This window comes from Deltaproteobacteria bacterium (genome assembly GCA_016210045.1).
Taxonomy (GTDB): Bacteria; UBA10199; UBA10199.
The window spans coordinates 1-25,010 of record JACQUX010000038.1 but is presented as its reverse complement, the minus strand read 5'-3'; the positions used below and the strand labels follow the sequence as shown (position 1 = coordinate 25,010).

17 protein-coding genes are annotated in these 25,010 nt (G+C 60.8%); 8 read left to right on the top strand and 9 right to left on the bottom strand.

The annotated features are described in order from the left end of the window. Positions 1-16: 16 nt before the first annotated feature. The 7 genes from HY696_10595 to HY696_10565 form a co-directional block, all read right to left on the bottom strand. A complete protein-coding gene (locus tag HY696_10595) occupies positions 17-517 on the bottom strand; it encodes a hypothetical protein (GenBank protein MBI4238842.1) in 501 nt (166 codons plus the stop codon). A 67-nt stretch (positions 518-584) separates the two neighbouring features. Continuing rightward, the gene (locus HY696_10590; protein MBI4238841.1) at positions 585-1,424 is read right to left on the bottom strand and encodes a hypothetical protein; all 840 of its coding nucleotides are present in this window, start codon (positions 1,422-1,424) and stop codon (positions 585-587) included. Positions 1,425-1,501: 77 nt separating this feature from the next. Further along, the gene (locus HY696_10585; protein MBI4238840.1) at positions 1,502-5,185 is read right to left on the bottom strand and encodes a hypothetical protein; all 3,684 of its coding nucleotides are present in this window, start codon (positions 5,183-5,185) and stop codon (positions 1,502-1,504) included. Positions 5,186-5,358: 173 nt separating this feature from the next. Beyond that, positions 5,359-7,152: a Na+:solute symporter gene (locus tag HY696_10580; protein MBI4238839.1), complete on the bottom strand. Its 1,794-nt coding sequence runs from the start codon at positions 7,150-7,152 to the stop codon at positions 5,359-5,361. A gap of 204 nt (positions 7,153-7,356) precedes the next feature. Beyond that, positions 7,357-9,978 (bottom strand): serine/threonine protein kinase, encoded by a 2,622-nt coding sequence (locus HY696_10575; protein ID MBI4238838.1) that lies wholly within the window; start codon positions 9,976-9,978, stop codon positions 7,357-7,359. 84 nt (positions 9,979-10,062) lie between these two features. Continuing rightward, complete coding sequence (locus HY696_10570) at positions 10,063-12,672, bottom strand: DUF4215 domain-containing protein (protein ID MBI4238837.1); 2,610 nt, start codon at positions 12,670-12,672, stop codon at positions 10,063-10,065. Between the two features lie 67 nt (positions 12,673-12,739). Next, positions 12,740-14,620, bottom strand: a complete 1,881-nt coding sequence (locus HY696_10565) for an ABC-F family ATP-binding cassette domain-containing protein (protein ID MBI4238836.1) — start codon at positions 14,618-14,620, stop codon at positions 12,740-12,742. A gap of 81 nt (positions 14,621-14,701) precedes the next feature. Here HY696_10565 and HY696_10560 point away from each other — a divergent pair, with 81 nt between their 5' ends. From HY696_10560 to HY696_10545, 4 genes are read left to right on the top strand one after another with little or no spacing between them, the layout of a single operon-like run. After that, positions 14,702-15,637, top strand: coding sequence for an LD-carboxypeptidase (locus tag HY696_10560; GenBank protein MBI4238835.1), 936 nt, complete (start codon positions 14,702-14,704; stop codon positions 15,635-15,637). Next, positions 15,634-16,743 carry a beta-lactamase family protein gene (locus tag HY696_10555; GenBank protein ID MBI4238834.1) on the top strand — a complete coding sequence of 370 codons (1,110 nt, stop codon included), beginning with the start codon at positions 15,634-15,636 and terminating at the stop codon, positions 16,741-16,743. Before HY696_10560 ends, HY696_10555 begins: the two co-directional genes overlap by 4 nt. Before the next feature lie 48 nt (positions 16,744-16,791). Then, positions 16,792-17,085 (top strand): hypothetical protein, encoded by a 294-nt coding sequence (locus HY696_10550; protein ID MBI4238833.1) that lies wholly within the window; start codon positions 16,792-16,794, stop codon positions 17,083-17,085. Between the two features lie 4 nt (positions 17,086-17,089). Next, positions 17,090-17,485 carry a type II toxin-antitoxin system VapC family toxin gene (locus HY696_10545; protein MBI4238832.1) on the top strand — a complete coding sequence of 132 codons (396 nt, stop codon included), beginning with the start codon at positions 17,090-17,092 and terminating at the stop codon, positions 17,483-17,485. A gap of 2 nt (positions 17,486-17,487) precedes the next feature. On the opposite strand, the gene HY696_10540 is transcribed toward HY696_10545, so the two are convergent. Beyond that, positions 17,488-17,916, bottom strand: coding sequence for a rhodanese-like domain-containing protein (locus HY696_10540; GenBank protein ID MBI4238831.1), 429 nt, complete (start codon positions 17,914-17,916; stop codon positions 17,488-17,490). A gap of 13 nt (positions 17,917-17,929) precedes the next feature. Then, positions 17,930-19,909, bottom strand: coding sequence for an AMP-binding protein (locus HY696_10535; GenBank protein MBI4238830.1), 1,980 nt, complete (start codon positions 19,907-19,909; stop codon positions 17,930-17,932). A gap of 205 nt (positions 19,910-20,114) precedes the next feature. Here HY696_10535 and HY696_10530 point away from each other — a divergent pair, with 205 nt between their 5' ends. The 4 genes from HY696_10530 (at position 20,115) to ald (ending at position 24,893) form a co-directional block, all read left to right on the top strand. Continuing rightward, complete coding sequence (locus HY696_10530; GenBank protein ID MBI4238829.1) at positions 20,115-21,245, top strand: Fic family protein; 1,131 nt, start codon at positions 20,115-20,117, stop codon at positions 21,243-21,245. A gap of 110 nt (positions 21,246-21,355) precedes the next feature. Further along, entirely contained in the window at positions 21,356-22,855 is a 1,500-nt protein-coding gene (locus tag HY696_10525) for a hypothetical protein (protein MBI4238828.1), read from the top strand. 17 nt (positions 22,856-22,872) lie between these two features. Beyond that, positions 22,873-23,568, top strand: a complete 696-nt coding sequence (locus HY696_10520; protein ID MBI4238827.1) for a hypothetical protein — start codon at positions 22,873-22,875, stop codon at positions 23,566-23,568. 197 nt (positions 23,569-23,765) lie between these two features. Continuing rightward, complete coding sequence (ald, locus tag HY696_10515; protein ID MBI4238826.1) at positions 23,766-24,893, top strand: alanine dehydrogenase; 1,128 nt, start codon at positions 23,766-23,768, stop codon at positions 24,891-24,893. Positions 24,894-25,010: the final 117 nt, after the last annotated feature.

Here is a 25,010-nt window from a genome sequence, read left to right as displayed (position 1 = left end):
GACTTTTCCCCTGTCGTTACTCCGTAATCACCCCACCCTGCCCCATTCGTTCGTTCCCAGGCCCTTGCAGCCATCGTTCCCACTCCGCCAAGCGCGGGAAAGTCATGGCTTGCAACAGTAGCGCGATGGCGAACAACACATAGAAATCTGGGTAGCGCTGCGCGAGCAGGACCAGCAGCAGACCGAAGAGGACAATCGATTCGTGCAATGCGGCCGTTACGATGCTGACGTTGCGGAGCCGTGTGACGCCTTCATCGATGGTCTGCGGTGGGCGCCGCAACAGCAGCGTGCGAAGCACGCGGCCAAGGACAACATTCATTACGGCCGCGGCGTAGAGCGCGTAGACGAGGATCGGATTCGCTGCCGTGGCCTCCGCGCCTCCGACAGACAGGAACCCACGACGTTTCCCTTCGACGAGCAGTAAGAATATGAACCAACTGGCGATCAGACAACTGACGATCAACGCGGTCTGACGATGCGCTTGATGCACCGTCGTTGCGGCAACGGATTGCGGCATAATGCCTCCTTGGGGGGGTTGCGGCGTTCTGTAGCGTATCTCGCTGTCTAAGGAAACCTCTCTCTCACTACGGAGTCGCCATCTCACGCGTGATAGACGAACCGCCTACGAGGCGTTCGTCATAGTGGCGATGCGGGACACCGTCCAGCTGCTCGACGACAAATTGCAGCGCCGGTCCGACATCGTCATCGCCATTTTGGCGGCGCATCTCTGCAAGGAACGGCTTGATCTCCGGTTGGGCGTAATAGCCGAGCTTGCCTAAATCGTAGTGTCCTTTCACAGAAGCCGAAAGGAAGGCTGTCAGGACCTTGACTTGATTGTTGAGGAGACGGCCGTCCTGATATATTGCCGCCAGGATCATTGGCTCAGCATCCCCTGCCGTGACCATCAGCTGGTGGATGTTGAAGTAGTTGACAGCGGCGCAGGCCCAAGCGGCATTGACGCCGGCCAGGAGAGGATCCTCGCGCTCAACTTTTTCCATAAAATCGACCGTGGCCCGATCGGCCGGGATGTCGCGAAACGCCGGCGCGGCCTTCGTCTCGGTGTCGAAGCAATAGAAGAAATGTTTCTTGGAAAATTTGACATCCTTGCCGGTCGCCGGACGATCGTCGTCAGTGGACTCCTTCGGATGGTTAAAGACCACGCGCGCCTCTTTGACTTCCAATCGGCGATCGCCCTCCACTACGGCCCGAAACTGGAGTTCATAAGAAAATCGCCCCTTCATTAAAAACTGACTCCCCAGCAACTTCACCGGTCGATCGGCCGGCAATTGAACGGTGGCTTCGCACGTCACATCGTCGTCTTCTTCCACCACTCCCTTGGTGACGTCCTCCGCAATCCGGTCGCGGCAGCGTTGCAACGCGGTCGTAAAGCGGGTGCTGGTTACGGCATAGTCGTGATCGCCCATCGGTTTCTCCTCAGCTGTGGATTAACGTTCCGGCGGCCTGTTACGGAACCGCGGAGGGAAGGTCAACACGCGGCGCGTTAAGGCTTCGGGACCGGGCCGGTCACAGCCGGTCGGGCCGCGCGTGCCGCGACGGGGGCCACGTCGCGCCGCCCCATCGTGCTGGCGACGGCCCGGGCGGTGTCAAACGGCGAGACGCGGACGAGGGGGTCGACCAACATCCCATCGGCAGAATTGCCGGAGTCGACCAATAAACGGCGGAACAGCCGTTTCGTCATGCGCAGATCTTTCAATGTCTTGCCCCGTGGAAGGTGCTCATTCGGCGCTAAGACGCTGCCGCGGATCTCGTGCATGGTCGTGAAGAGCGGTTTATTCTGCGCAATGAACTGTTGAATCATCTCGGCGTGGGGACCTTGCGAAGCGAGTTCAACCGTGAGCAAGAGGTTGTGACGGATATCGGCACGGACATCGTGCACACGCCCGGCGATGCGACGAATGGCCTCCAACAGAGGGGCCACCTCATCTTTGCGGTACGTGTCCGTCAACCCACGCAGCCCTTTGGGCCGCATCAAGACCTGCTTCCAGAGCGTGCCGTAATAAAAACTCGGATCGGCCCGAGTTTGATGCGCCACGTCCGTTTGCGTGATGGAATCGAACATCGTGAAGAACGCAGCGCCGGCTTCACGGACAGTACGACCGGCAAACGGTCCGGTGATCCGAATGCGGCGTCCAGCTACGACCGCAGCATCGTACAGCGCCTGCTCCGGCGGCCCACTTAACCGAGAGGTAATCCACCGTTTCGGTTGCCATGCCTCGCGCGCCAATCGAACTTTCCACGGCAAATGCTCCGGATGCCGATATTTTAGGGCTTCCGTATAGAGCGGCTGCAATGCGTATTGCTGCAGGATGGACTCGCCGTCTGGGGTACCAAAAAAGGCGCGCAGCCGAGCGCCATGGGTCGGATGCACAGCGGCCCGCATCGTGGCAATTAACAGGTTGCGGCGCACATCGGCCAAATCGGGATCGGCGTCGCAGACCACGACCTTCAGCCGTTCGAGATAATCCGCCACAACTTCCGCCGGCACCTCTGCATCGGTGAGGGCGCGATAGACCACACGATAATACATCGACAGCGGGAGTCGCGGCCGCAACTGGAGCCGGGCATCTTCTCGCAGGAAATAGGCCGTCATGACGAGAGGCAACTGGACTTCCAACGGCTGCGACGCAAATCGCTCGGCGTGAAATTCCATCGCCTCGCCGACCATCGCGGCATTGACACCGTCGCGATGAAACGCCTCGGCCTCGTCCCGCATTCGCCCCCGCAAAGGCAAATCCACCGTGAGACCGCGCGGCAATTCGGGAAACGGCTGAATCGCGCGCAGCGGCTGGGTTCGACTCCGCACGATATCGCCTTGCACCGACGATCCCCCGGCTTCGCGAATGGAGGACGACGTAATCGCTCCAAAGCCCGCTTCTTTCAGCAGCAGCGCCACGGTGTTGCCCCAAAACGACAACCAACCGAACAGGATTTTGATCACTTGGACCGGGATCTCCCACGTCGCGGCCTTCGCAAATTTGGCCATTAGGGTCTGCGAAGGGTTCAGGCCCGTCAGGACCGCATGCGCGCCGCCTAACATCGCCATGAACCAGACGATCCCGAAGTGGGCCTCGATGGCCGTCCCGACGCGGTCTAACAGCGGGGCGTTCGGATCATGGGCCACTGCGCTCGCCAATTCCGGCATCAGCGCCGCACCGGGGGCAAGGTACAGGAGCTGGATCGCGCCGGCCCGCATCATCTTCCCGATATCGACACCGGACAGTCCGCCCCCCTGCAAGATCAACCGCGCTTGGACGGCATAACTGGTCAGCGCCAGCCCCAGGGCCGCCTGCGGAGTCATCCCGGAGGCCATCATTGCGGCAACGGTTGCAAACAGTGCGCCGGGAAAGAGGGCCTTTTCCATGCGACGCAAGCCATCTTTCCCAAGTTGTTCCTCCATCCACTGTCGGGCATGCGGCGACATCGAGGCAAAGGCATAAGTCCCGCCGAGCCCCATGTATCCATACACGGCGCCCTCCACGACCGTGCGTGCCGCTGACGGGAGGGCGGCACACCACTCATCGAGAAAGTGAGAGAACCTGCCAAAATCGGCGTTGCCAAATAACTGCCCCAGCGGATTGTCGCCGAAAGGGAACGTAAACCCGTTATGTAAACCCTCTGCAAAGACACTCTGATCGACCCAACTTTGCCAAAAGGCAGCGACGCCGTCCGGAAAGCCGTGTTGCGAGAGAAATCCGCCCAGCTCGCCGGAATGGGTCGCGACACGTTCCACCAGATACGAAAGCGCGCTGCCAACACCATGCAACTGGGCACCACCATGTTCAGTGCCGGCAACCAATACGGACGGCAACAGCGACTCCAACCCTGGGATCGGACCCCCGAACAGGGCGAAGGTCGTGACCAACTTCGCGGCTTCTTTCAACAACGGAAGACCGATGGTTCGTTCCGTATAGCCAGTTTCCAATGCCTGCCATGGCTCCTCCGCCGCGAGTCCTATCAGCGCCTTCCCCAACCCGACGGCGCCGGTCGCGCCGGCTGCGGATCCGACCATAATATCCGCGACGCTTTGCGGTTCCCCGGCAACCGCCCCGAGCGTCGCCACAGCAGCCGCTCCGGTCGTAGCCCCCAGCAAGGCCACTTTGCAGAATGCGCGATTGTCCTTGAAGCGAGCACGGGGCAGGAATTCCGCTCCCCAGGCATACAATCGATGTCCGAACGAGAGCGCATCGCCCGACATCTGCGTCGCGACGAGGCGACGCAGCGCGCTCTGCCGCGAGACCCCGTCTTCATCGCCATGTTGTGCCTCTTCCTCGGCAGTAAAGAGCGCTTCGATCTGTTCGTCTGAACAATGGACTCGCGCCGTCCACAACATTTCTAATGCGTTGCGCGAACGCCCTTGCTGCAGGAAAAAATCGGCGATGAAATAATAGAGCTTCGGCAGAGTTTCCGTTACCGATTCCGGGAGGTCCTCGTTGTCGGCGATTAACCCCGGCAGGACTTGCAAAAAAATATGGCGCAACGACGCGAGGGCTTGAGTACGCACTGACGCATCTTGATATCGCACGGCTCGATTCATCAGGAGATTGCTGTAGTGAATGAGTCCCGCCACGCGCACGGCGGTGCTGCATCGCGGCGCGTTATCGCGCGCGAATTTCGCCAGCACGGAGGCCGCGTCTTCTTCCTGTCCCCATCGCGTCAGCAACACGGCGCGGGTCAGACGCTCTTTCGCCAACAACTCCTGATCGCCGCTCGTGCGGGCGTAATGTTTGACGTCCCGTAACGCGCGCGCCGTCTCTGCGTCGCCCTGATCGTACGTGGCCTCTCCCAACACTGCGGCCACATACAACGGCGACAGATGGTTCAGGTCGCGCGGGGTACGTTCCAATGCAACGCGGGCGGCGTGGAAATGGGATCCGGCTTGCTCGGGATCCGTCGCGACTGCTTCCAGCGCATCCCGCAGCAAACCCTCGGCCGTCGAACGTTCCGGGGACAGTCCGGAAAAACTGGTTCCCAACGGACTGATCAACAGCGGATGCGCCAGGGCCGCTGCGGCCGGTTGGGCCACTAACGGACGCTGCGCAATGATGGGGAGATCAAAACCAAGCAACGGGTGACGCGCCGAAATAGCCAACGGCCGATGAAAATCCCTTGGGGCCAACTTGGGCCTGGAGGGATGCGAGGTACGTATTGCGACGGGCGCTTTCATGCGTCGTCCTTACCAACTTTCCCTGCCCCCGACTCTTCACCCGCGTAATGCGAAAAAACTGTGCTCCGTGTAATCAAACTCCGCAACCGACGCAACGCAGCAATACAAAATAGTGTTTGGCAATAAATTCCTCACAATTGACTCGGCGCAGCGAATTCCATAGAGAGATCGCTTCATCGTTTTCCGATCGCCCGTCTTTTCATCTCCCGCGCCGCATCGACAGTCGCCGCCATGGTTTGGCGCGCTTGGGCGTCGTGTTGTACGCGATGCATCAGGAATGAAAAGAGCACTGCTGCGACGGCCAGCATCGCGACGCCTTTGCCGTAGTCTTGCAGCAACACCGCGCCCATCCCGAAGTTCGTCGCGAAGAAGAACGTGACACCGGCGAGGAAATTCACCAGCGATCGTCGCCCATACGGCACATAGGGAATGTTGTACTTGTCGTAAATGCGGCGCCAGCCGGGCGTTCCAGGCTGCACATCCTTCACAAATTGCACCAACGTCGCGTCGTCGACCGGTTTCGTGAGGTACGTCACAATGAGCCACGCCACGGTGGTGATGCCGACGATGACCATCAGCTTCGTTGAATAGAGCCACTTCGGATGCGTGGCCTCGACCCACAAGTCGACGGCTCCGGAGACGGTCATTGCCGTGACTTCGGTCCAAGCATTCACGCGCCACCAGAGCCAGCGCATTACATAAGTGAGGCCTGCGCCGCTGGCGAACGCGAGCACAAACTTCCACGCATTCCCGACCGACTTGATTTGCATCGCAATGATCACGGCCAACACCAACAACACCAGCGACGAGATCCGCGCCACGCGGACGTAGTGCTGTTCCGAGGCCTGCGGGGTGATAAAGCGTTTATAAATGTCGTTCACGAAATACGATCCGCCGAGATTGATATGCGTCGACATGGTCGACATATACGCGGCAAGCATCGTGACGAACATCACGCCGAGCATCCCGGCCGGCATCTGCCGCCCGATCATCCAGACATAGGTCATTTCCGGATCGGCCACTTCGCGACCGTAAATGACTAACGCGCAGAGTGCAGTGAGGATCCACGGCCAGACTTGGAACGCGTAATTCATGATGGCGAAAAAGAACGTGGCATAGACGGCGTTTTTTTCGTCTTTGGCTGCGGCCATCCGTTGGATATGCTTTCCACCGCCGTCGGAATATTTGTGCGCCCACCATTGCATGCAGATATAGACGAGAAACACCGAGAGCGGCATCCACGCGGAGTCGCTTAAGCGCGGGACGAAATTCGTGATCCCGGAATCGGCGCCGAATTTGGTATTCAATTGGGTCAGCAGTTCGCTGATCCCGCCCACTTCGCGCACTGAGAAAAAGGCGAGCATGCTGCAGCCGACTAGCGCGATCCCGTACTGGGCGAAGTCGGTCCAGACGGCGCCGTGGAATCCGCTGGCAAACGTATAGAACGCCACGAGTCCGGTGGAGATCACGATCACGGCCGTGAGCGGGAGATCGGTCAAGCCGGTCAGCACCTTAATACTGGCAGCCAACACCCAGCCCATCACGAAGCAATTAATGATGAGTCCGAAGTAACAGCCTTTGAATACGCGAAGAAACGCGGCCGGCTTCCCGCTGTAGCGGCGTTCCACGAATTCGACATCGGTCATCACTTCGGAGCGGCGCCACAGCGCCGCGAAGAAAAAGGTCGCCAGAATGGCCGAGATCGCCGAGGCCCAATGGAACCAGACCCCGCCGATCCCTTCTTGATAGACATATTTCGTGATCGCGAGCGGCGTATCGATCGAGAAATTCGTCGCGGCCATCGACGTGCCGATCAGCCACCACGGCATACTGCGGCCGCCGAGGAAATATTCTTTGATACTGCTGGAGGCCTTCCGCGAGTGGACAAATCCGATCCAAATACAAATCAGCACGTACGCGATAATCACGGCGTAATCGAGTCGCGCCAAGGTGACGACATGATCCATAATCAGTACCTCCGTTTACGGCCGGCGGGATGAAGACATTGGCGCGGCCCTAGCCCAGCACTGCGGTGATGTCAAACCAGTTCCCCGCTGTCACGCCTTCCGCACTGTATATCGGCAGCGCGGAAAAAAAGTTGTGCATATGGCACCTGACAGACCGCAGATTGGCTATTGACGGGGATCAGGACGAGATCTGGCGGATCCCAACTAATAGAGCTGTATCGACTGATTGAAGACCGCAGTCTTGTTGCCGGACTCGTTCGAGGCTTGGACGTAGACGCTATGAGGTCCGGCGCGCAGCCCTTGCAACGTCACGCGGGTTTGTGTCGTGCGCTGATCCAACGTCGGGGCATCGACCGAATAATAGAATGTCGTGAAGGAGTGATTCAGATATTCGAGGAATGCGAGTTCCGCGCTGCGCGTGCCGTCGGGAGACGCGGCCGGTTCCGGCGTAATGTCGATACGAAACGGCCAGACGTCGAACTCGTGCGTGAACAGCGGACTCGCTACGCCTTTGGCGTCGATATATTTGGCATAGATGGTGTGCTTGCCGGGTGCCAATTGGAGCTGCACTTGCTCGTTGGCCGCGGGTTTATTGGTCAGCGGATTGATGATCGCCGTCAATCCCATGCTGAGCAGCGGTTCGGCGGTATCGACATTGTAAAGGATATCTTCCGGCGGCAGGTCGTTGGGAGAGACGGAGACCGAGACAGCCGACCTGCCCTGATTGATATAAAATCGCACCGGCTGCGCCAGCCGCTCTCCCCCAAACGAGACCACCATGGCATCAAATCGGCGCAGTTCGTCGTAGACCTTTTGCAAGGCCTCCTTGTCGAGGAAAAATTCCTTGAATTGCCCTTGCCGGTCCAGCTGCTGGAGCCGAACATAGGCGGCCTCGGCATCGCGCCATTCGGCCGTCGTAAGCCGTGCCATCCCTTCGGCCGCAATATGTTGCAACAGCGCCAAATGCGCCGGCGCAAAATCGGGATGGGCGGTCCGAAGTTCCCGCAGCCCTTGCAGATACGCCTCCTTGGGCCGCAGGCGGAAGTTCATCATTTTGATGACGATGTTGTCGCGACGTTCGGTTTGCAACGTGGCATAGACCTCGCGCGCCCGTTCCGCGCCCGCAGTGTTCAGCAGCAACGCCTGAAAGGATTGATGGACATCCACGAAGTCCGGTTGCGCCTCGAGAAAGGCTTGATACGCCTCGATCGCTTCGCCGGTCCGACCGGCCAACGTGAATTGGCGCGCATTGTGATAAAACTCCTGCGGCGTCTTCGGCTTCGCGATGATCGTCCCGCTGCGGCCCAGCTCATCGATCGCTTGACGGATGTCGCGCACACCGGCCGCAATTTCTTGCGTCGTGGTCTTGATATCGGCGATCTCTTCCTCGATCCGCAACAACTGCTCTTGGTATTTCCCGACCGGTTTGATCTTGGCTGCCAACACGCCGCGCGGCGGTGTGAAGATCGACAAGACGGTGATTGTGGCCCAAATGCCGGCGGAGATCGCAAAGAAGACGAACACTTCGCCGATTTTCGATTGCAGGACGCGTTGAAACGGATTGCTGCGGCGATATTTGCGCAGCGAAAAGAGATAAATGCCGCCGGCCAACGCGATCGAAATAATCAGCAGCGTTGGCGCCAGCGCAAACAGGGGTTTCAGGAAATCGGCCGCGACCGAGAGGATGATATTCACGACACACACGGCGAGATAAAACCGCTTCGCCGATTGCATGACCGCTTGGCGCAGACTGACCGACTTGGATTGCAGCGCCTGCGTACCGGTGCCGGCGGCGACGTCCTCCGGGGCAGCGGCAATGACGCGACCGGAGAAACTGGCCAGTTGCAACCGCACCGATGGATCGATCGGCGGTTCCAGCACGCGGTCGCGATCCGCGATCCGCCCGGCGAAGAGCGTGTGAAGATATTCGGGGAGGCGCGTCGACGTGACGACGGGCGCTTGCTGCAACAACTCCGCAATCGCCCGTTCGAATTCGCCGGCCGACGCGTATCGATCTGTCGTGTCGTGCGCCAGCGCCTTGGCCACAATCGGGCGCCACGGGGCCGGGATCGTGTCGGGCAGCATCTCGGGATTGACATGTGTCGCCTTGATCCGACCGAGGATTTCCAACTGCGAATCGCCTTCAAACAACGGAACTCCGGTGAACAGTTCATACAACACCAGGCCGGCGGAAAAAATGTCCGTGCGGGCATCCAGCGCAGCGCCCGCGGCCTGTTCCGGCGACATATACGCCACTTTTCCCTTGATCTCACCGGTCTGGGTCTTGGTGACATTCGACGCCGCCTTCGCGATCCCGAAATCGGCGACTTTCACTTCGCCGGCGAATGACAGCAGCACATTATGCGGAGAGAGATCGCGATGCACGATCCCGAGCGGCGCGCCGTCCTTGCCGGTCTTGCGATGCGCGTGATCGAGACCGCGACACACAGCGCTCATGACCACGCCGATGACATCGGCAGGGACCGCTGCGCCGCATTGGTGCGCTGCAGTGACGACATCTTTCAGATCGACGCCGTCGATGTACTCCATCGCAATGTAGTACTGGCCATTCACGGTGCCGAAATCGAGTAATTGGACGATATGGGTATGCGTCAACTGCACGGTGACGCGGGCTTCATCGGACAACATCGTAATGAAGCGTTCGTCGTCGGCGAATTGCGGCAGGATTTTTTTAACGACGACGGTTTTTTCAAAATCGCCGGCGCCGAACGCCTTGGCGGTATAGACTTCGGCCATCCCGCCGCGCGCGAGGAGATGCGTCAGGTAATAACGACCGAACGGTGTTGGTTTGAACGCAGGCGACACGGAAAGCCTCATAGCCGAGGTGCGCACGAAGGACAAGAGTCATCCCGATCAACGGAAGATCCCTCGCGCCGCTCGGGATGACGGTTATGGAAGGATCAAACTACATCCCCCACCGGTGTCGGCCTCGGCGGCGGCCGCCGTGTCGGTGGTGCCGCCTGTTTCGGGGGATGGGACATCACTTGCGACGACTGGGGTCGTGGGGGCATCAGCGGTGCCCGCCGCTTCCGACGTGCCGTCTTCACTTGCTGCGGTCTCACTAGCCGCCACCGGCGCGACTTCTGCGGCGTCCTCGGCACTGGCTGCGCCGGTCGTTGCCGGCTCCGCGTCGTCTGTCGGTGGAGTCACATCACTGTCGCCGGTGTCGTCCGGCGTCGAATCGTCAGCGGTATCCGTTGGTGTCGCGTCATCTCCGTCACTACCGCCGTCGCCCTCGTCGCTGTCACCATCTCCGCCTTCATCATCTCCGTCATCGACCGGCTCAGGCACTGTTTCAACAATGCAATTCGCCGCACAGCCATCGCCATCGAGCGCATTCCCATCGTCGCAGGCCTCTTGCGGATCCGGCACCCCATCGCCGCACACTTCGAGCCGCGCACAATCCTTTTGACAGCCATCGCCGTTCAGGAGATTCCCATCGTCGCAGGCCTCCACGCCCGCTTGCACGGCGCCGTCTCCGCATTGCGCGGCTTGGCAGGTGGCAAGACATCCATCTGTATTGATGAGATTTCCGTCGTCACACACTTCGCCGAACTCCACGACGTCGTTGCCGCAAACCGGGAGCAGACACGCGTTACTGCAACCGTCGTCATTCTGGTTATTGCCATCCTCGCACGTCTCGCCTTCCACCGCTTGCACGATCCCATCGCCGCAGAACGCATTGACACATTGATTATTGCAACTGTCGTCATTCACCTGATTCGCGTCATCGCAGGATTCGAAGGTTTCGTAGGTCAGTCCGTCACCACAGACCGCCGTTTTACATTGAGCGGTGCAGGCGCTGCTCGTATCGCTGTTCAAGAAACCAAGGTCGCACTCCTCGACATCCGTTTGTGTCACGTTGTCGCCACATGCAGCCGCGACACAAGCATTGAGACACGCATCGTTGTTGTCGCCGTTGCCGTCATCGCACGCCTCGCCGAGCTGCACGATTCCGTCGCCGCAACTCTCGCCCTTGCACAAGCTGGAACAGCCGTCCCCGTCCGTCGTGTTCCCGTCGTCGCAGGATTCCACCGACAACTGCAAGATACCATCGCCGCAGGCCCCGAATTCCACGGCGCCGATGTCGCAGGGGCCGTAGCGCGCTTGGCCCAATTGGTCGCTAGTCAAATCGGTCCCGTCCGGCTGCACGACACAGGCCGTCGTATCGGCGGTATCGATCGCGGGGCTCGCGGCGCTCAACGGAAAGTGCCCCGCCCCGGGAGTCGTGAAGTCGTCAGTAAGCGCACCCAGCTGCGGATCGACATTAATCAAATCGCTTTCGACCCAGCCTTCCGAGCATCCGCCACTGGTGTCGCCGATGATATTGTGACCGAGCGACGTCGTTTGGGTGTAGCAGTTCGGGGCCGATCCATCCGCCGTATTCCCGCTCACGATGGAATTTTGGACCTTGATCACGGTGCCAACATATCCCCCCGCGAACTGCACGGCCGTATTCGCGGCCACGGTGCTGTGCACGAGCGTGACCTCCGTGTCACCGTTCGCCGTCACGGCACCCCCCCAAAAACTGGCCGCATTTTTTGTCAGCGTGGAGTTCGCAATGGTGATGGGGATGGAGACCAGATAGAGGGCTCCACCGGCAAAGGCCGTATTCCCTTGCAACGTCGTGCGCACTATCGTGGCGCTATCCACTTGGCTCAACGAGAGGGCGCCCCCGACATTCGCGGCGCTGTTGTCTTGAAACGTGGCCCGATCGATGTGTAGCGAAGTAATGCCTCCGGCCGAGATGGCTCCGCCATTGGCGAGGCAGCTATTATTCTGAAACCGAGCGTCTTCAATAACCACGGCAGTCTCATTGGCATTGAGATAGAGCGCGCCACCCTCGCCTTCCGCAGCCGTATTGGCATTGAATTGCGAATTCGAAATCGTCAACTGGCCTGCGCCTCCCAAGTTCGAAAAATAAATCGCACCACCGGCCTTGGCCGAATTGGCGGAGATTTCCGACCCCTCGATCGTCAACTCTGGTGTCGGCCCCTTGACATAGATCGCCCCGCCAACATTGCCGCCGTCCCCAGCATCGCCATGCACGAGCAGCTGATCGCGCAGCGTTAAACGACCATCCGTGGTGACAAGAAAGAAACGAAATGCCGGTGTCCCGTCCGCAAAGGAACGCACGAGCGTTGCGCTATTCCCTTCGATGATGATCGAACTCTGAATCGGCGGTAGACCGTTCGGACCGTCAGCGTCGTCGCCGTAGACGGCAGACAACGAGTAGATGCTCCCCGGCTCCAGTGTGATGGAATCGAGTCCCTCGGCCCCGGTACCGGCGCTCCCCGCCGCGCAATCGCCTCCGGCCGCTCCGGTGATATTGGCTTCGTTGATCGCCTCGATCAGCGAACACGTTCCATCGCCCAAGTTCTCCGCCGTGGCCCCAGCTGCGACCGGGATCACCGCCGCCTCGGCGCGCGGCTGCCAGCCCAGCCCCGCCAGGATCGCCGCAACGCCGCACACCAACGCCAATCGATCTCGTTGCATCATCACACTCTCCCCGCGCTCATATGATACAGAGCATGCCCGGTTATCGGCAGCAACGGAGAAAATGTTGCTAAGAATTTTTGTCCACTGGTTGCGGCGCGGGTTTCACGGTCCCGGCGACTCGCTTCGCTTCCAGCTCGGTCCAACGGGCATAGAGTGTTTCGACGGCACGTTGCGCGGTTTGCAACGCCACGCATGCGGTCTGGAGTTGCGCCGCATCCGTGCTGATGGCGGGATCTTTGAGCGTCTGTGTCCAACGCGCCACCTCCGCCTCGGCATGGAGGATGGCCTCTTCCATGCCGTCATATTCGCGCTGTTCTCGGTAACTGAGTTTTTTCGCCGGTACGGCGGACACGTTTTTTTTCGCGGTTTTCTCCGGCGCCGCGTCGGCCGGCGCCATGCACCGCGCCTGTTGCGCCGCCTCCCATTGGGCGTAGTCGGCATACATCGTAGCAGTGCCGGCACCGTCAAGCGCCAGCAGCTGCGTCGCCACGCGATCCAGCATGCACCGATCGTGCGTCACCAACACGATCGCGCCCGGGAATTCTTCCAAACTCTCTTCTAGAATTTCGAGCGTCGGAATGTCTAAATCGTTGGTCGGTTCGTCCAGGATCAACAGATCCGCCGATTCCCGCATGAATCGCGCCAACACAATCCGCGCGCGTTCTCCACCGGAGAGTTCGCGAACGCACAAATTCAGCTGTTCCGGCCGGAACAGGAAGCGTTTCGCCCACGTCACCACATGCACCGGTCGGTCGCGATAAATCACTTGATCGCCGTGCGGGGCCAACGCTGCTTTGAGGGTCTGCGCATCGTCGAGTTGTTCGCGATGTTGATCGAAGTACACGACGCGCAACTGCGCGGCATGTTCCATCGTGCCGGCGTCGGGCGAAAGGACGCCAGTCAACACCTTCAGCAACGTGGATTTGCCGCTCCCGTTCATCCCCAATACGCCGAGCTTCATGCCGGGCGAGAGGGTCAGCGTGAGGTTGTCGAACAGCCGCCTCCCACCCATTGTTTTCGCGACGTTGACTGCCTGGAGAAACTTTTTGGTCCGCCGCTCCGACGCAGTAAAATCGATCTGGGCGCGCGCGGTCTGCGCGTTGCGATATTGCACGTCGCCGAGGTCTTCCATCAGCGCATGCGCAGCCTCGATCCGGCCGTGCGCCTTCGTCGTGCGAGCCTTCGGTCCGCGCCGCAGCCATTCGATTTCACGACGCACGCGATTCGCCAGCACGGCCTCGTATTGTTGCTGGCCCGCTAAGAACGTGGCGCGGGCTTCCAAAAAATCACCGTACGTCCCGACGGCGGAAAAGTGTCCCTCCGGATATTGTGCATTGAGTTCAATCACACGACGGCTGATGCGTTGTAAGAAATAACGATCGTGACTGACCGCGACGTAGGCGAACGGCGCCGCGCGCAACAATTGTTCGAGCCAGAGGATCCCTTCCACATCAAGATGATTTGTCGGCTCGTCGAGCAGCAATAAATCCGGTTGCCGAATGAGCTGACACGCGATCGCCAGCCGCTTGCGCACTCCGCCCGAAACATGCTCGACGCGCCGATCCGGATCGGTGAAACCGACTTTTCCGAGCAGGATCGCGACCTGCGTATCTTTTTCGTACGCTTCGAGGGGATGATCGTCGAGCGCCGCGCGGAGGACTTCACGAATCGTGTGTCCGGCGGGGAACGATTCCTCTTGTGCCACGTAGCCGATGCGCGCCTGTCGGCTGACGGCGATATCCCCTGTATCCGGTGTCTCGATGCCCGCCAAGATTTTGAGCAACGTGGACTTGCCGGCGCCATTGGGACCGATCAACCCCAGTCGATCGTCGTCGGCAATCCCCAACGACACGCGCTGAAACAACGGCCGCGCGCCGTACGATTTGCTCACATGTTGACAACTGATCAGCAGCGCCACGGCATCCCTTCTGTGCAGACAGCGGTGCATCAACCATGGATAGCACCCGTCTGCAAGCAGGGTTCATTACGAGGGCTTGTCAGACCGCGGCACATCCAGTAAGGCGGCGCCATGTCCCGCTTTCGTCAGCCGTTGTTGTTGCAACCAGGCGATTGCATCGGCGTCGCCGCGCCCGCCAGCGCGTTTCCGGTCGAGGCCTTCACGGCCGCCGTGGCATGGATTCGCGCGCAGGGATTTCAGGTGCGGCATCGGCCGGACATTACGCAGCGGCTCCGCTATTTCGCCGGCGACGACAAGCGGCGCGCCGAGGAACTGAACGCGCTGTTGTGCGACCCGACAATCAAGGCGGTTTTTTGCGCGCGCGGCGGCTACGGCACGCAACGGATTATCCCGCTGCTCCACCATGAAGCGATTGCGGCCGCGGCGCCGAAGATCTTCGTCGGTTCCAGCGACCTCACGGTGTTACACGGCTGGCTGCAGCGCCACTGCGGCTGGACCACATTCTATGGTCCCACGATCACGCACCACTTCGGCGACGTGCCGACGGCCGCACAGAATTGGCAGCATTTGTGGCAAGCGATCGGTCAGCCGCAGCCGTTGGGGACGTTGGCCTCCGGCGATTTGCGCATCATTAAACCGGGGCGGGCGACGGGATGCCTCGCAGGCGGCTGCCTCAGTTTAGTCCACGCCAGCATCGACACTGCATACGGCCCAACGTTCGACGATGACACCATCCTGTTTCTGGAAGACCGCGGCGAAAAACTCTACGCGCTCGACCGGATGCTGACGCATTTGGCCCACGCCGACGTGTTGCGGCACGTCCGTGGGATCATCTTCGGCTCGTTAGCGCTTTCTCCCGACGAACCAAATCCCGCCGATCTCGACACCATGTTGGCCGATTGCCTGCGCGACTTTGTCGGCCCCGTCGTGGCCGGGCTCCCGGCCGGGCACTGCGATCCCTGCCTCACGCTCCCGCTCGGCGCGCAGGCAACGCTCCACACGGATCCGCTCGACTTTTCGATCGACACCGCTGGAGTACTGCCATGACCGACGCCCATACGATGATGCAAGCGGCCGTCCGCGACGGCGTCTTCCCCGCCGCGGAACTGCTGATCGCACGGGAAGGCACCATCGCGCATCACGGACGCTACGGTGCAGCCACGGCACAGACGATCTTCGACGTCGCGTCGCTCACGAAGGTCATCGTCACGACCACGCGGATGATGCAACTCGCGGCTGCCGGTCGTCTGCAGCTGGACGATACCGCGGCCCGCCATTTGCCGGAACTCGCGGAGTCACCATACGGCGCCGTGCCGCTCCGCCGTTTTCTCTCCCATACCGCCGGTTTTCCGGCGTGGCAGCCGTATTTTCGCGGCGTCCCGGAGCGGAAACTCGGGACCCCGGATGGCTATGCACTCATTCTGCAAAACATCATGCACGAGCCGCCGGCGTATTCGCCGGGCACTGCATGCGTATACAGCGATTTAGGTTTTATCTTGCTCGGCGCGTTGCTCGAACGCGTGGATGGCCGCGGTTTGGAGCAACAATGCGCGACCGAAATCGCTGCGCCGCTGGGTCTGAACGATACGCGGTTCCTCCCGCTAGCCGCGTCCGGCCGCGCGGCCCCGGGCTGCATCGCCCCGCTGCGCTACGCGCCGACGGAAGATTGTCCCTGGCGCAAATCGGTGCTGCGCGGCGCGGTTCATGATCAAAATTGTTACGCGATGGGCGGCGTCGCCGGTCACGCCGGACTCTTTAGCACGGCACATGACCTGCACCGCTTCGCCGCCGTTCTGACGACCTGTTGGCGCGGCACTAACGACTGGATCGCCTCAGCAACAGTGCACGCCTTTTTCGATTTCGATCGACTGACGACGCCGCCGCACGGCACGTATCTTTGCGGCTGGGACACACCGAGCCCGACCAATTCACAAGCAGGGCGGCATTTCTCCCGTCACAGCATCGGGCACCTCGGGTACACCGGTTGTTCGCTGTGGATCGATCTGGAACGCGATTGGTGGGTGATCCTGCTGACGAACCGCGTCCACCCAAGCGTCACCAACGAAAAGATCAAGGCGTTCCGCCCCCAACTGCACGACGCCGCGTATGCCACGCTGTTTGCGGCCGGGAACACTGGACATCCTCACTCTTGACTGTAGTACAAAACTCTGCAACTGTAGTACGCAGAGGAGAGCCAGCATATGAGCGCACTCAGCATCCGCATGTTGCCCAAGGGCATCGCCATGGCTTTGCGTGACGCCGTGCGGAAGACCGGAAAAACCAAGACAGAAATCGTGTTACAGGCTCTTGCAAAGGCGCTCGGGGTCACACCGCACCGGGAACGGCGCGCCCGCGTGCGACAGTTTTTCGGCCACATGCAGCGATCCGACTACGCCGCCTTCCGCAAAGCGACACGGCACTTTTCTCATATCGATGAAAGTGAGTGGGATTGCCCTCAGCCGCAGGCGGAGGGTACGCGAGCCCCTGTAAAGTAAAGTCATGAAATTGGTTCTCGACACGAACGCGTACTGCCTGTGCGACATCGGCCACGACGCCGCATTAGAAGCGGCTTCGCAAGCCACCACCTTGCTGCTCCCAGTCATCGCCTATGGCGAACTCCACTACGGATTTCAGCATGGAGCGAAGCTGGTGCGCAATCTCCAGCGGCTCGACCGATTTATTGAAGAGTTCCAGGTCCGGATCATCCTTGTCGACCTCGATGTGGCGCGGAACTTCGGGGCAATCTTCGCACGCCTGCGAAAAAAAGGACGCCCGATCCCTACGAACGACATCTGGATCAGCGCCTGCTGCATGACCGTCGGAGGGACTTTGCTGACCGCAGATCACCATTTTCTTGACGTGGACCAGATCAACGTTACGTTGCTGCACGAATAGGATTAGTGGCCGCAGCCGCACGACGGCGATCCGCAGCCGCCTTTGGCCTTGCTGACCGGCAGTCCTTCCGCCTTCCAGCCCGCTTGTACCAGCTGTCCCGTTGCCGGATCGGCGCGGCCGACGAAACCGCCGTCGATGTTGGCCAGATGCGCGTAGCCTTCGGCGCCTAGCAATTCGCACGCCTTGCCGGACCGACCGCCGGACGCGCAGCCGATCACGAGCTTGGTCGTCGCCGGGAATGTGGTCCGGACGGACGTCACGAAGTCGGCATTCAGCGTGCGGCCTTGCGGCGTCGTGGCGAAGAGCGGAATATTGACCGCACCGGTCGCATAGCCGGCGGCGAATTCTTCTTCGGTCCGGACATCGAGGTAGCGCCACCCCTCTTGCATCCGTTGATACGCCTGTTTTGGGGTAATGATTTCGAAGCTCATGATGCACTCTCCTTTATAGAGTTGATGGTTGTTGCACTTTGCATGTTGCAATGTCTTCCAAGACTCCCGGATTTTCGACCGACGATAAATCGCCCGCCGCTTCGCCCAGCCACACGCGCCGAATCGCCCCGCGCACGATCTTGGCCGAACGCGTCTTCGGCAACGCGGGTACAAATACCACAGTCTCCGGCTGCATCGGCTTGCCGAGCGCCGTGGCGACGTGTTGACGCAACGTCGTTGCTAACACCGCGTCGCCCGCGCATGCATCCTTTAATACGACAAAGCAGACAATCCCTTCGCCTTTCACCGCGTGCGGCACGCCGATCACGGCCGCCTCCGCCACGGCCGCGTGCTGCATCAAGACCCCTTCGATCTCCGCCGGCCCGACCCGTTTGCCCGCCACCTTGATCGTATCGTCGGCACGTCCCATCAGGAACCATGCGCCGTCGCGATCGACCACCGCCCAATCGCCGTGATTCCAAATCTGCGGCCATTTACTGAAATAGGTCTCCAGATAGCGCGGCGAGTCGTTCAGAAACCCTTTCGTCATCGACGGCGCCGGTTGTTTGCAGACCAAATAGCCGATCTCGCCGCGCACCGATTCGCCGGCTTCATTGAAGACGTCGACGTCCATCCCCAACCCCGGACCTTGCAAACTCGCAGTTTTGAGCGGCGCGATGGGGAGTGGCGCCAAATGGCAGCCGATGATCTCCGTGCCGCCGGAAATATTAATGATCGGACAGCGCTTCCCGCCGACCTGTTCGAAGAACCAGGTGTAGCCCTCCGGATCCCACGGTTCCCCGGTCGAACCGAGCACACGAAGGGAAGCGAGATCGCAGCGCGTCACCCAGTCATCGCCCGCGCGTTTCAGCACGCGAATCGCCGTCGGGGAAATCCCTAAGTGGGTGACGCGATAACGCTCAACCAGCCGCCACAGTCGATCCGGCGCGGGAAAATCGGGGACCCCTTCGTAGAGGACAACCGTGGCGCCGTGAAAAAGTGCGCCGACCAGTTCCCACGGCCCCATCATCCAGCCGATATCGGTCATCCAGAAGAAGATGTCGCCGGGACGCACGTCGAAGTGATACCCGAGTTCTTTCGCGATCTGCGCCAATGCCCCTGCGTGCGTATGCACGCAACCCTTCGGGCGACCAGTTGTGCCGGAAGTATAGAGGATCAGCGCCGGCGCTTCCGCAGGGAGACGCGCTATCTCGGTGGTCGGCGCACTTTCGCGCACTGCATCCGTCCACCATTGATCCCGTCCCGCGTGCCACGGCACTGACGTCGTCTCGGTGCCACGCCGCGCGACGATCACGTGGCGCACCGACGGCACGGTGGCGAGCGCTGTATCTAATGTCTGTTTGAGCGGGACGGCTCGACCGCGCCGCATCCCAATATCGGCCGTTAAGACCGCGACGGCCTGCGCATCGTTTAACCGGGTCGCGATCGCATCGGGCCCATAGCCGGAAAAGATCGGGACGGCAACAGCTCCGAGTTGATGACACGCGAACATTCCGATCACGACTTCGGGCGTCATCGGCAAATAAAGTCCGACCGCGTCGCCGCGCCGCACGCCGAGCGTCGTCAATGCATGGGCCAAGCGCGCAATGTCCGCTGCGAGCTCGGCGAACGTCAACGTGCGCTGCTCGCCGCCATCTCCTTCCCAGACCACGGCCGCCTGCTGCGCGCGCGCGCCGACGGCGTGCCGTGTCACGCAGTTGTGGACCAAATTCAACTCCCCGCCCACGAACCAACGCGCCCAGGCGAAACCGGCGCTATCATCTAAGACTTGCGTGTACGGCGTGAACCACTCCACGCCGAGGTCCTGCAGTGCCGCGTCCCAAAACCAACGAATGTCCTCAACCGAACGCCGTCGCAGCGTCGCCGCGTCGGCAATCCCGTGGGCACGCATGAAACGCCTGACATGAGAAGACGCGATCCACTCCGCAGTCGGCTCCCAGACCGTTTGGGCTTGTTCGGCGCTTTCCACCATTGGTCGGCGGATATAGAGGGGCCGAGGGGTGAGGTCAAGGAGATGGTGGCTCGCGCTGTCCTCGGCACTCCCATGCGCTGCGGCCCCACCCACCGCGGCACGTCGGCGTGCTGAGGCGCCAATGGAAGCACTCTTGCCGATGAAGCGATTACGAACTATAATCGCTTCATATTATGAAGCGATAATCGCCTCATCAATGACGAGTATGTCCTATATCTGGCAGGACAAAAAGTGGCCGCGTCTGACTTGGCAAGCGGATCAATTGACCACGCCGCTGGGGCAATGCCGGTTTGCCCAAGGTCAACTCTTGGCCCGCATCCGAATGTTGGGACTGGGATTGGACAAGGAATCCCAAGCGGAAATCTTGGTCCATGAAGCCGTACAGACGTCCGCGATCGAAGGGACCGTCATTGATCCGCAGGCGGTGCGCTCTTCTGTCGTCCGCCGTTTGGGACTGCCGTCGGCTGGGCTCCCCCCGTCCAATCGCTACATCGACGGCGTCGTGAACATCCTCCTCGAGGCGACGACACATTATGCCGCGCAATTGAGCGCAACGCGCCTCAAAGGCTGGCAGGCGGCGTTGTTCCCGACCGGCTTTTCCGGGATGCAGCGGGTACGGGTGGGGCAATGGCGCTCGTCGGACTTGCAGGTCCTGTCCGGGCCCATCGGGCGGGAGCGCATCCATTATGAAGCGCCGCCCGCTGCTCGCATCGCGAAGGAGATGGCGCAATTTTTTCTCTGGTGGCACCGCAGTCAACGAACCATCGATGGACTGATTCGTGCCGCGGTCGCTCATGTGTACTTTGTGACGATCCATCCGTTTGACGATGGCAATGGACGCATCGCGCGCACGCTGACGGATATGGCGCTGGCTCAGGACGAGCAGTCCGCTCCACGCTACTACAGTCTGTCCGCGCAGATTATGGCTGAACGCGATGCCTACTATCGCGCACTGGAATCCGCGCAACAAGGCGGTCTCGATATCACCGAGTGGCTGCGCTGGTTTTTGGAATGTATGACGCGGGCGATCACCCGCTCGGAAACGATGATCGCCAACATTCTCGCTCGCTCGGAATTCTGGCGCGCGTTTGCTGCGGTGTCCCTGAGTGATCGTCAACGCAAAGTGGTCCATCGCTTACTCGAAGCGGGTCCCGACGGTTTTGTGGGAGGGCTCACGACGCGGAAGTATGTCGGGCTGACCAAGTGCAGCCGCGCGACCGCGTTCCGTGAAATGGCCGACTTGATTGCCAAAGGCCTCCTGTGCCCTAGCGTCGGTCGGGGGCGGAATGCCAGTTATCAACTCCGGTGGCTCGGGAAAGCGGTGGCTGATGGCTAGTGACTGGGCAATGGCACGCACATGGTCCGCCCCCCAGCCACCAGTCACCAAGTTTTCCACGCAACTTTTTCGCCGCTCCGCCGAATAGAGAAGCACAGAGGAGCGCAGTGATGGCAATAAAGGTTCCCGGCATGGCGTTGCAACAAGGCGTGGCGCGGGCGCTGCATATGCGGCCACGTCTTGGTCCCGCACAGCCGGGCCGGATGATCGAAGCATTGCGCGATCCACACACGGCGCATGAACGGTTCGGCACGACGGCTATCAGTTATTCGGTTGCTGGGGCACGTGCCTTTCACACGCAGCTCCAGCGCTTTGCCGGACCGGTGGCCCACGTGTCAGTCACTGCACTGGGCGGCATGTTCGCCGGCGACGACTCCGACCCCTCGGTCGTGGATCAATATTTCCGCTGTCTCAGCGCGTTGTTGATCGAGTCCGGCGGGGTCGTTGCCGGCTTGTTGCCGCCGCCAACCCCCGGCGGATCGGCCGTGGCGATCGATCGCGCGGCGGCGGTCGCGCGGCTGTGGCACTGTGCGCTGATCACGGAAGTGACGTCTCGTCTGGGGCTCCAATACGATGTCATTAGCGATCCCGATCGCGTGGTGCGACTGTTCGATGACCGCGCCGATTGGCGCGCCGCGCATCACGATTTCCCGTATCTGCGCCAGGAGCATTGGGTCCCGCTGATGATGACGCTCTATCAAGGTAACGATACGATGCTCGATCTGATCACCGCAGGCGCCGCAGGCCCGTTATTTCGCTTTTTACACCGCCTGGCATTTGAACCAACCGCGACGGAACCAGCACTCATCCCGCGAGAGGAATTGGTCGCGCTCCGCCAGATCGCGGAACAGGGCCACGCCACGCCATTGTTCCTCGCCGGCGACTATTCGATGCTCGCTTCAGCGTTTGCGGCCATCCGGGTCTCTGAAGGATTCCCGCTGCACCGCCAGGCGTTGGATACTGCGCAAGATTGGTGTGCGCGCTTGGGCGGCACTACGAGACGGCAGGTGATTCGGCTCGCGGAACCAAGTGTACCAAGGGCCCTCTCACCAGACGCAGTAGGCGACGCCCTCGATCGAGCGCTCGGCGCCACGCCACCTCCACCTCCGCCACCAGCGGCCACTCCACGACCGGCGCCCGTCACGACAGCGGATCCGCCGCCGGATCGTTTTGCAGTGCTGCAAAAGGAGATTGATCAATTAAGCCCCGAAGAGGCCGACCCGTATCGCGACGACCGATCGCTGGCAGGCCGCATTCTGTCCCATCTCTGGGTCCGACTGAACCGCGCCGCCGATCTGGATTTACAGACGGACCCACGGCTGGCGGCACTGCGAGCCGTCGTGGAGTGTTTCGCGCAGCGCGTGGATGCCGGACTGGTCACGCCCGAGGCCGTGAGTGCGATGCAACGCGCGTTGACGGAAAACTACATACAAGAAATCCTCCGCATCCTGGAAGCGGACACCAACGCGCCCGATGCCGCCAAAATCTACCACGACGCGATCCGACCTCCCGACGACGGCCGTTTTCTGATGTTGGAACTCCAATCCGCACGCCCTTCGCTCGGCGCGGTGTTCCGGCGCGTGGAACAGTGGTTGGTCACCACCGCGTAGTGTGCTAGGCCTCACGCATGCACGCATCCGCCACCGACCTGCAAATCCGCTTTCACCCACTCCTGATCATTACGAGCGTAGTCGGTGGCACCGCGCTCGTCGTCACGCCACTCATACAATATTTTCTCGACTTCAGTTTTGGGTCTCGCCTCTTCGGCAATTCCGGTCCACTCTTATTCTTAGGCCTGCTCTGCTTGCGCCTCGGCATTCGCTGTTGGCGACATCCTTACTGCGTCGTAACACGCGAACAGATCATCATCCAATGGCTCTTCGGGCGAGCGGCGACCACGTTTCCCATCCGTTCAGTCGCAAAGCTGCGGCACGAACACGGCCGCTTCTCTTACGATGACGAACAAGGCCGGCCGCAACGCCTTCCGCTCCAGAAGTTCCTGGCCCATCCGCACGGTTGGGCGGCCTTTGAACAACGCTTGACCGGCGCCGGCGCGTTCGCCGATGCGTTGTTCCGCCAAGAGACGCGCCCCCAATATGGGCTCTACCTCGGCTGCGCGGCCTTCCTGGCGATCATCGCGTTGCTGTGGTTTCCGCTGCTGATGGCCCCGTGCATCACGACATGGTCCGACCTGAACAACGAACTCACGATCCCGCAACAGGCCCTCGCCCAACTCGCGTTCGCCATCCAGACCCATCAGTACGGAATCGGGATCGCGTTGATCGCCGGGCTGATTGCCCTTGGCCGCCTCGCAAGGCGTTAAAACCACAGTCTGCCGGTCAAAACCACAGACACTGGAATAACAAGCTGATTTTACAACACTTTATCCATCGACAGCTGCCTGCGCCCAGGAGGCACCTACCCATTTCCGCCACACCCCCCTTGTCAGCCGCAAAAGCCGGTGCTATAGGCCCCGCGCGATTAACCCATCATCTACCGACTGAACAAAAGGAGTCTCGTATGATTATCGGCGTCCCCAAAGAGGTGAAGGATTCTGAAACGCGCGTGGCGCTCACGCCGGACGGAGTCAGCAATCTGATCCGGTCCGGACACACGGTCTTGGTGGAAAAAAATGCCGGCATCTTGTGCGGCTTTTCCGATCGCCATTACCGTGACGCCGGCGCCACGATCCTGAATCAAGCGGCCAAGATCTGGAAAATGGCGAACTTGATCGTGAAGGTGAAAGAACCGCTCCCGACCGAATTCAAATTCTTCGAACCGGGCAAGATTCTTTTCTGCTACCTCCATCTGGCGGGCGTTCCTCAATTGGCGCGCGCCCTCTGCAAAAAAGAGATGATCGCGTTGGGCTATGAAACGGTCCAGACGGTCAACGGCCAGCTCCCACTGCTCACGCCGATGAGCGAAGTCGCGGGACGGATTGCGGTCCAGATCGGCGCAGGATTACTGCATGGCGGCGGCAAAGTCGGCAAGGGTCTGCTGCTCGGCGGCGTCACCGGAACGCGGCGCGGGACCGTGGCCGTGTTAGGCGGCGGCGTGGTCGGGATCAACGCAGCGCAAGTCTCGATCGGTCTCGGAGCTGAAACCGTGCTGATGGACATCAATCCGGAACGGTGTCGGCAGTTGCGGGAACAATTCATGGACAAATGTCTGGTGATCGAATCGACGCCGGACAACGTGACCGCCTGGGTCCGCAAGTCGGACCTCGTGATCGGCGGCGTCCACGCGACGGGCGACAAGACGGCCAAGATTGTCACGAAGAAGATGGTCCAACAAATGAGTCCGGGCTCCGTGATCGTCGACGTCTCGATCGACCAAGGCGGTTGCGTGGAGACCTCACGGGCCACGACACATCGGCGCCCGACCTATCTGAAATACAACGTGCTCCATTACTGCGTGCCGAACATGCCGGCGCTGACTCCACAGACCTCGACCGAGGCGCTCACGAAGGCGACGTTTCCGTATGTCACGCGGATCGCCGAGTTGGGACTCGAGCAGGCGATGAAAGAAGAAGAGTCGTTGCGGCGCGGGCTGCAGTGTCAAGGGGGCAAGATCGTGCATCCGGTGGTGGCGCGGTTGTTCAAGAGCCTGGCGGCCCCGGGCGTGTTGCAATTTCCTGCCGCAGCGTAACCGAATAGCGTATTGCTGTGACCGGGGGCCGGGGCCGAGTGTCCCCGCGCCCAGGGTACGCTATCGCGGCGGCAACGAGCCGCCGCGCGCTCACCCTCGCCGTTTTCGTCATTAGAT

What these genes read in the sequence shown, in the direction of transcription:
- HY696_10595 (MBI4238842.1), bottom strand. Translation starts at nt 517, where the DNA reads ATGCCGCAATCCGTTGCCGCAACGACGGTGCATCAAGCGCATCGTCAG.
- HY696_10590 (MBI4238841.1), bottom strand. Translation starts at nt 1,424, where the DNA reads ATGGGCGATCACGACTATGCCGTAACCAGCACCCGCTTTACGACCGCG.
- HY696_10585 (MBI4238840.1), bottom strand. Translation starts at nt 5,185, where the DNA reads ATGAAAGCGCCCGTCGCAATACGTACCTCGCATCCCTCCAGGCCCAAG.
- HY696_10580 (MBI4238839.1), bottom strand. Translation starts at nt 7,152, where the DNA reads ATGGATCATGTCGTCACCTTGGCGCGACTCGATTACGCCGTGATTATC.
- HY696_10570 (MBI4238837.1), bottom strand. Translation starts at nt 12,672, where the DNA reads ATGATGCAACGAGATCGATTGGCGTTGGTGTGCGGCGTTGCGGCGATC.
- HY696_10565 (MBI4238836.1), bottom strand. Translation starts at nt 14,620, where the DNA reads ATGCACCGCTGTCTGCACAGAAGGGATGCCGTGGCGCTGCTGATCAGT.
- HY696_10560 (MBI4238835.1), top strand. Translation starts at nt 14,702, where the DNA reads ATGTCCCGCTTTCGTCAGCCGTTGTTGTTGCAACCAGGCGATTGCATC.
- HY696_10555 (MBI4238834.1), top strand. Translation starts at nt 15,634, where the DNA reads ATGACCGACGCCCATACGATGATGCAAGCGGCCGTCCGCGACGGCGTC.
- HY696_10550 (MBI4238833.1), top strand. Translation starts at nt 16,792, where the DNA reads ATGAGCGCACTCAGCATCCGCATGTTGCCCAAGGGCATCGCCATGGCT.
- HY696_10545 (MBI4238832.1), top strand. Translation starts at nt 17,090, where the DNA reads ATGAAATTGGTTCTCGACACGAACGCGTACTGCCTGTGCGACATCGGC.
- HY696_10540 (MBI4238831.1), bottom strand. Translation starts at nt 17,916, where the DNA reads ATGAGCTTCGAAATCATTACCCCAAAACAGGCGTATCAACGGATGCAA.
- HY696_10535 (MBI4238830.1), bottom strand. Translation starts at nt 19,909, where the DNA reads ATGGTGGAAAGCGCCGAACAAGCCCAAACGGTCTGGGAGCCGACTGCG.
- HY696_10530 (MBI4238829.1), top strand. Translation starts at nt 20,115, where the DNA reads ATGTCCTATATCTGGCAGGACAAAAAGTGGCCGCGTCTGACTTGGCAA.
- HY696_10525 (MBI4238828.1), top strand. Translation starts at nt 21,356, where the DNA reads ATGGCAATAAAGGTTCCCGGCATGGCGTTGCAACAAGGCGTGGCGCGG.
- HY696_10520 (MBI4238827.1), top strand. Translation starts at nt 22,873, where the DNA reads ATGCACGCATCCGCCACCGACCTGCAAATCCGCTTTCACCCACTCCTG.
- ald (MBI4238826.1), top strand. Translation starts at nt 23,766, where the DNA reads ATGATTATCGGCGTCCCCAAAGAGGTGAAGGATTCTGAAACGCGCGTG.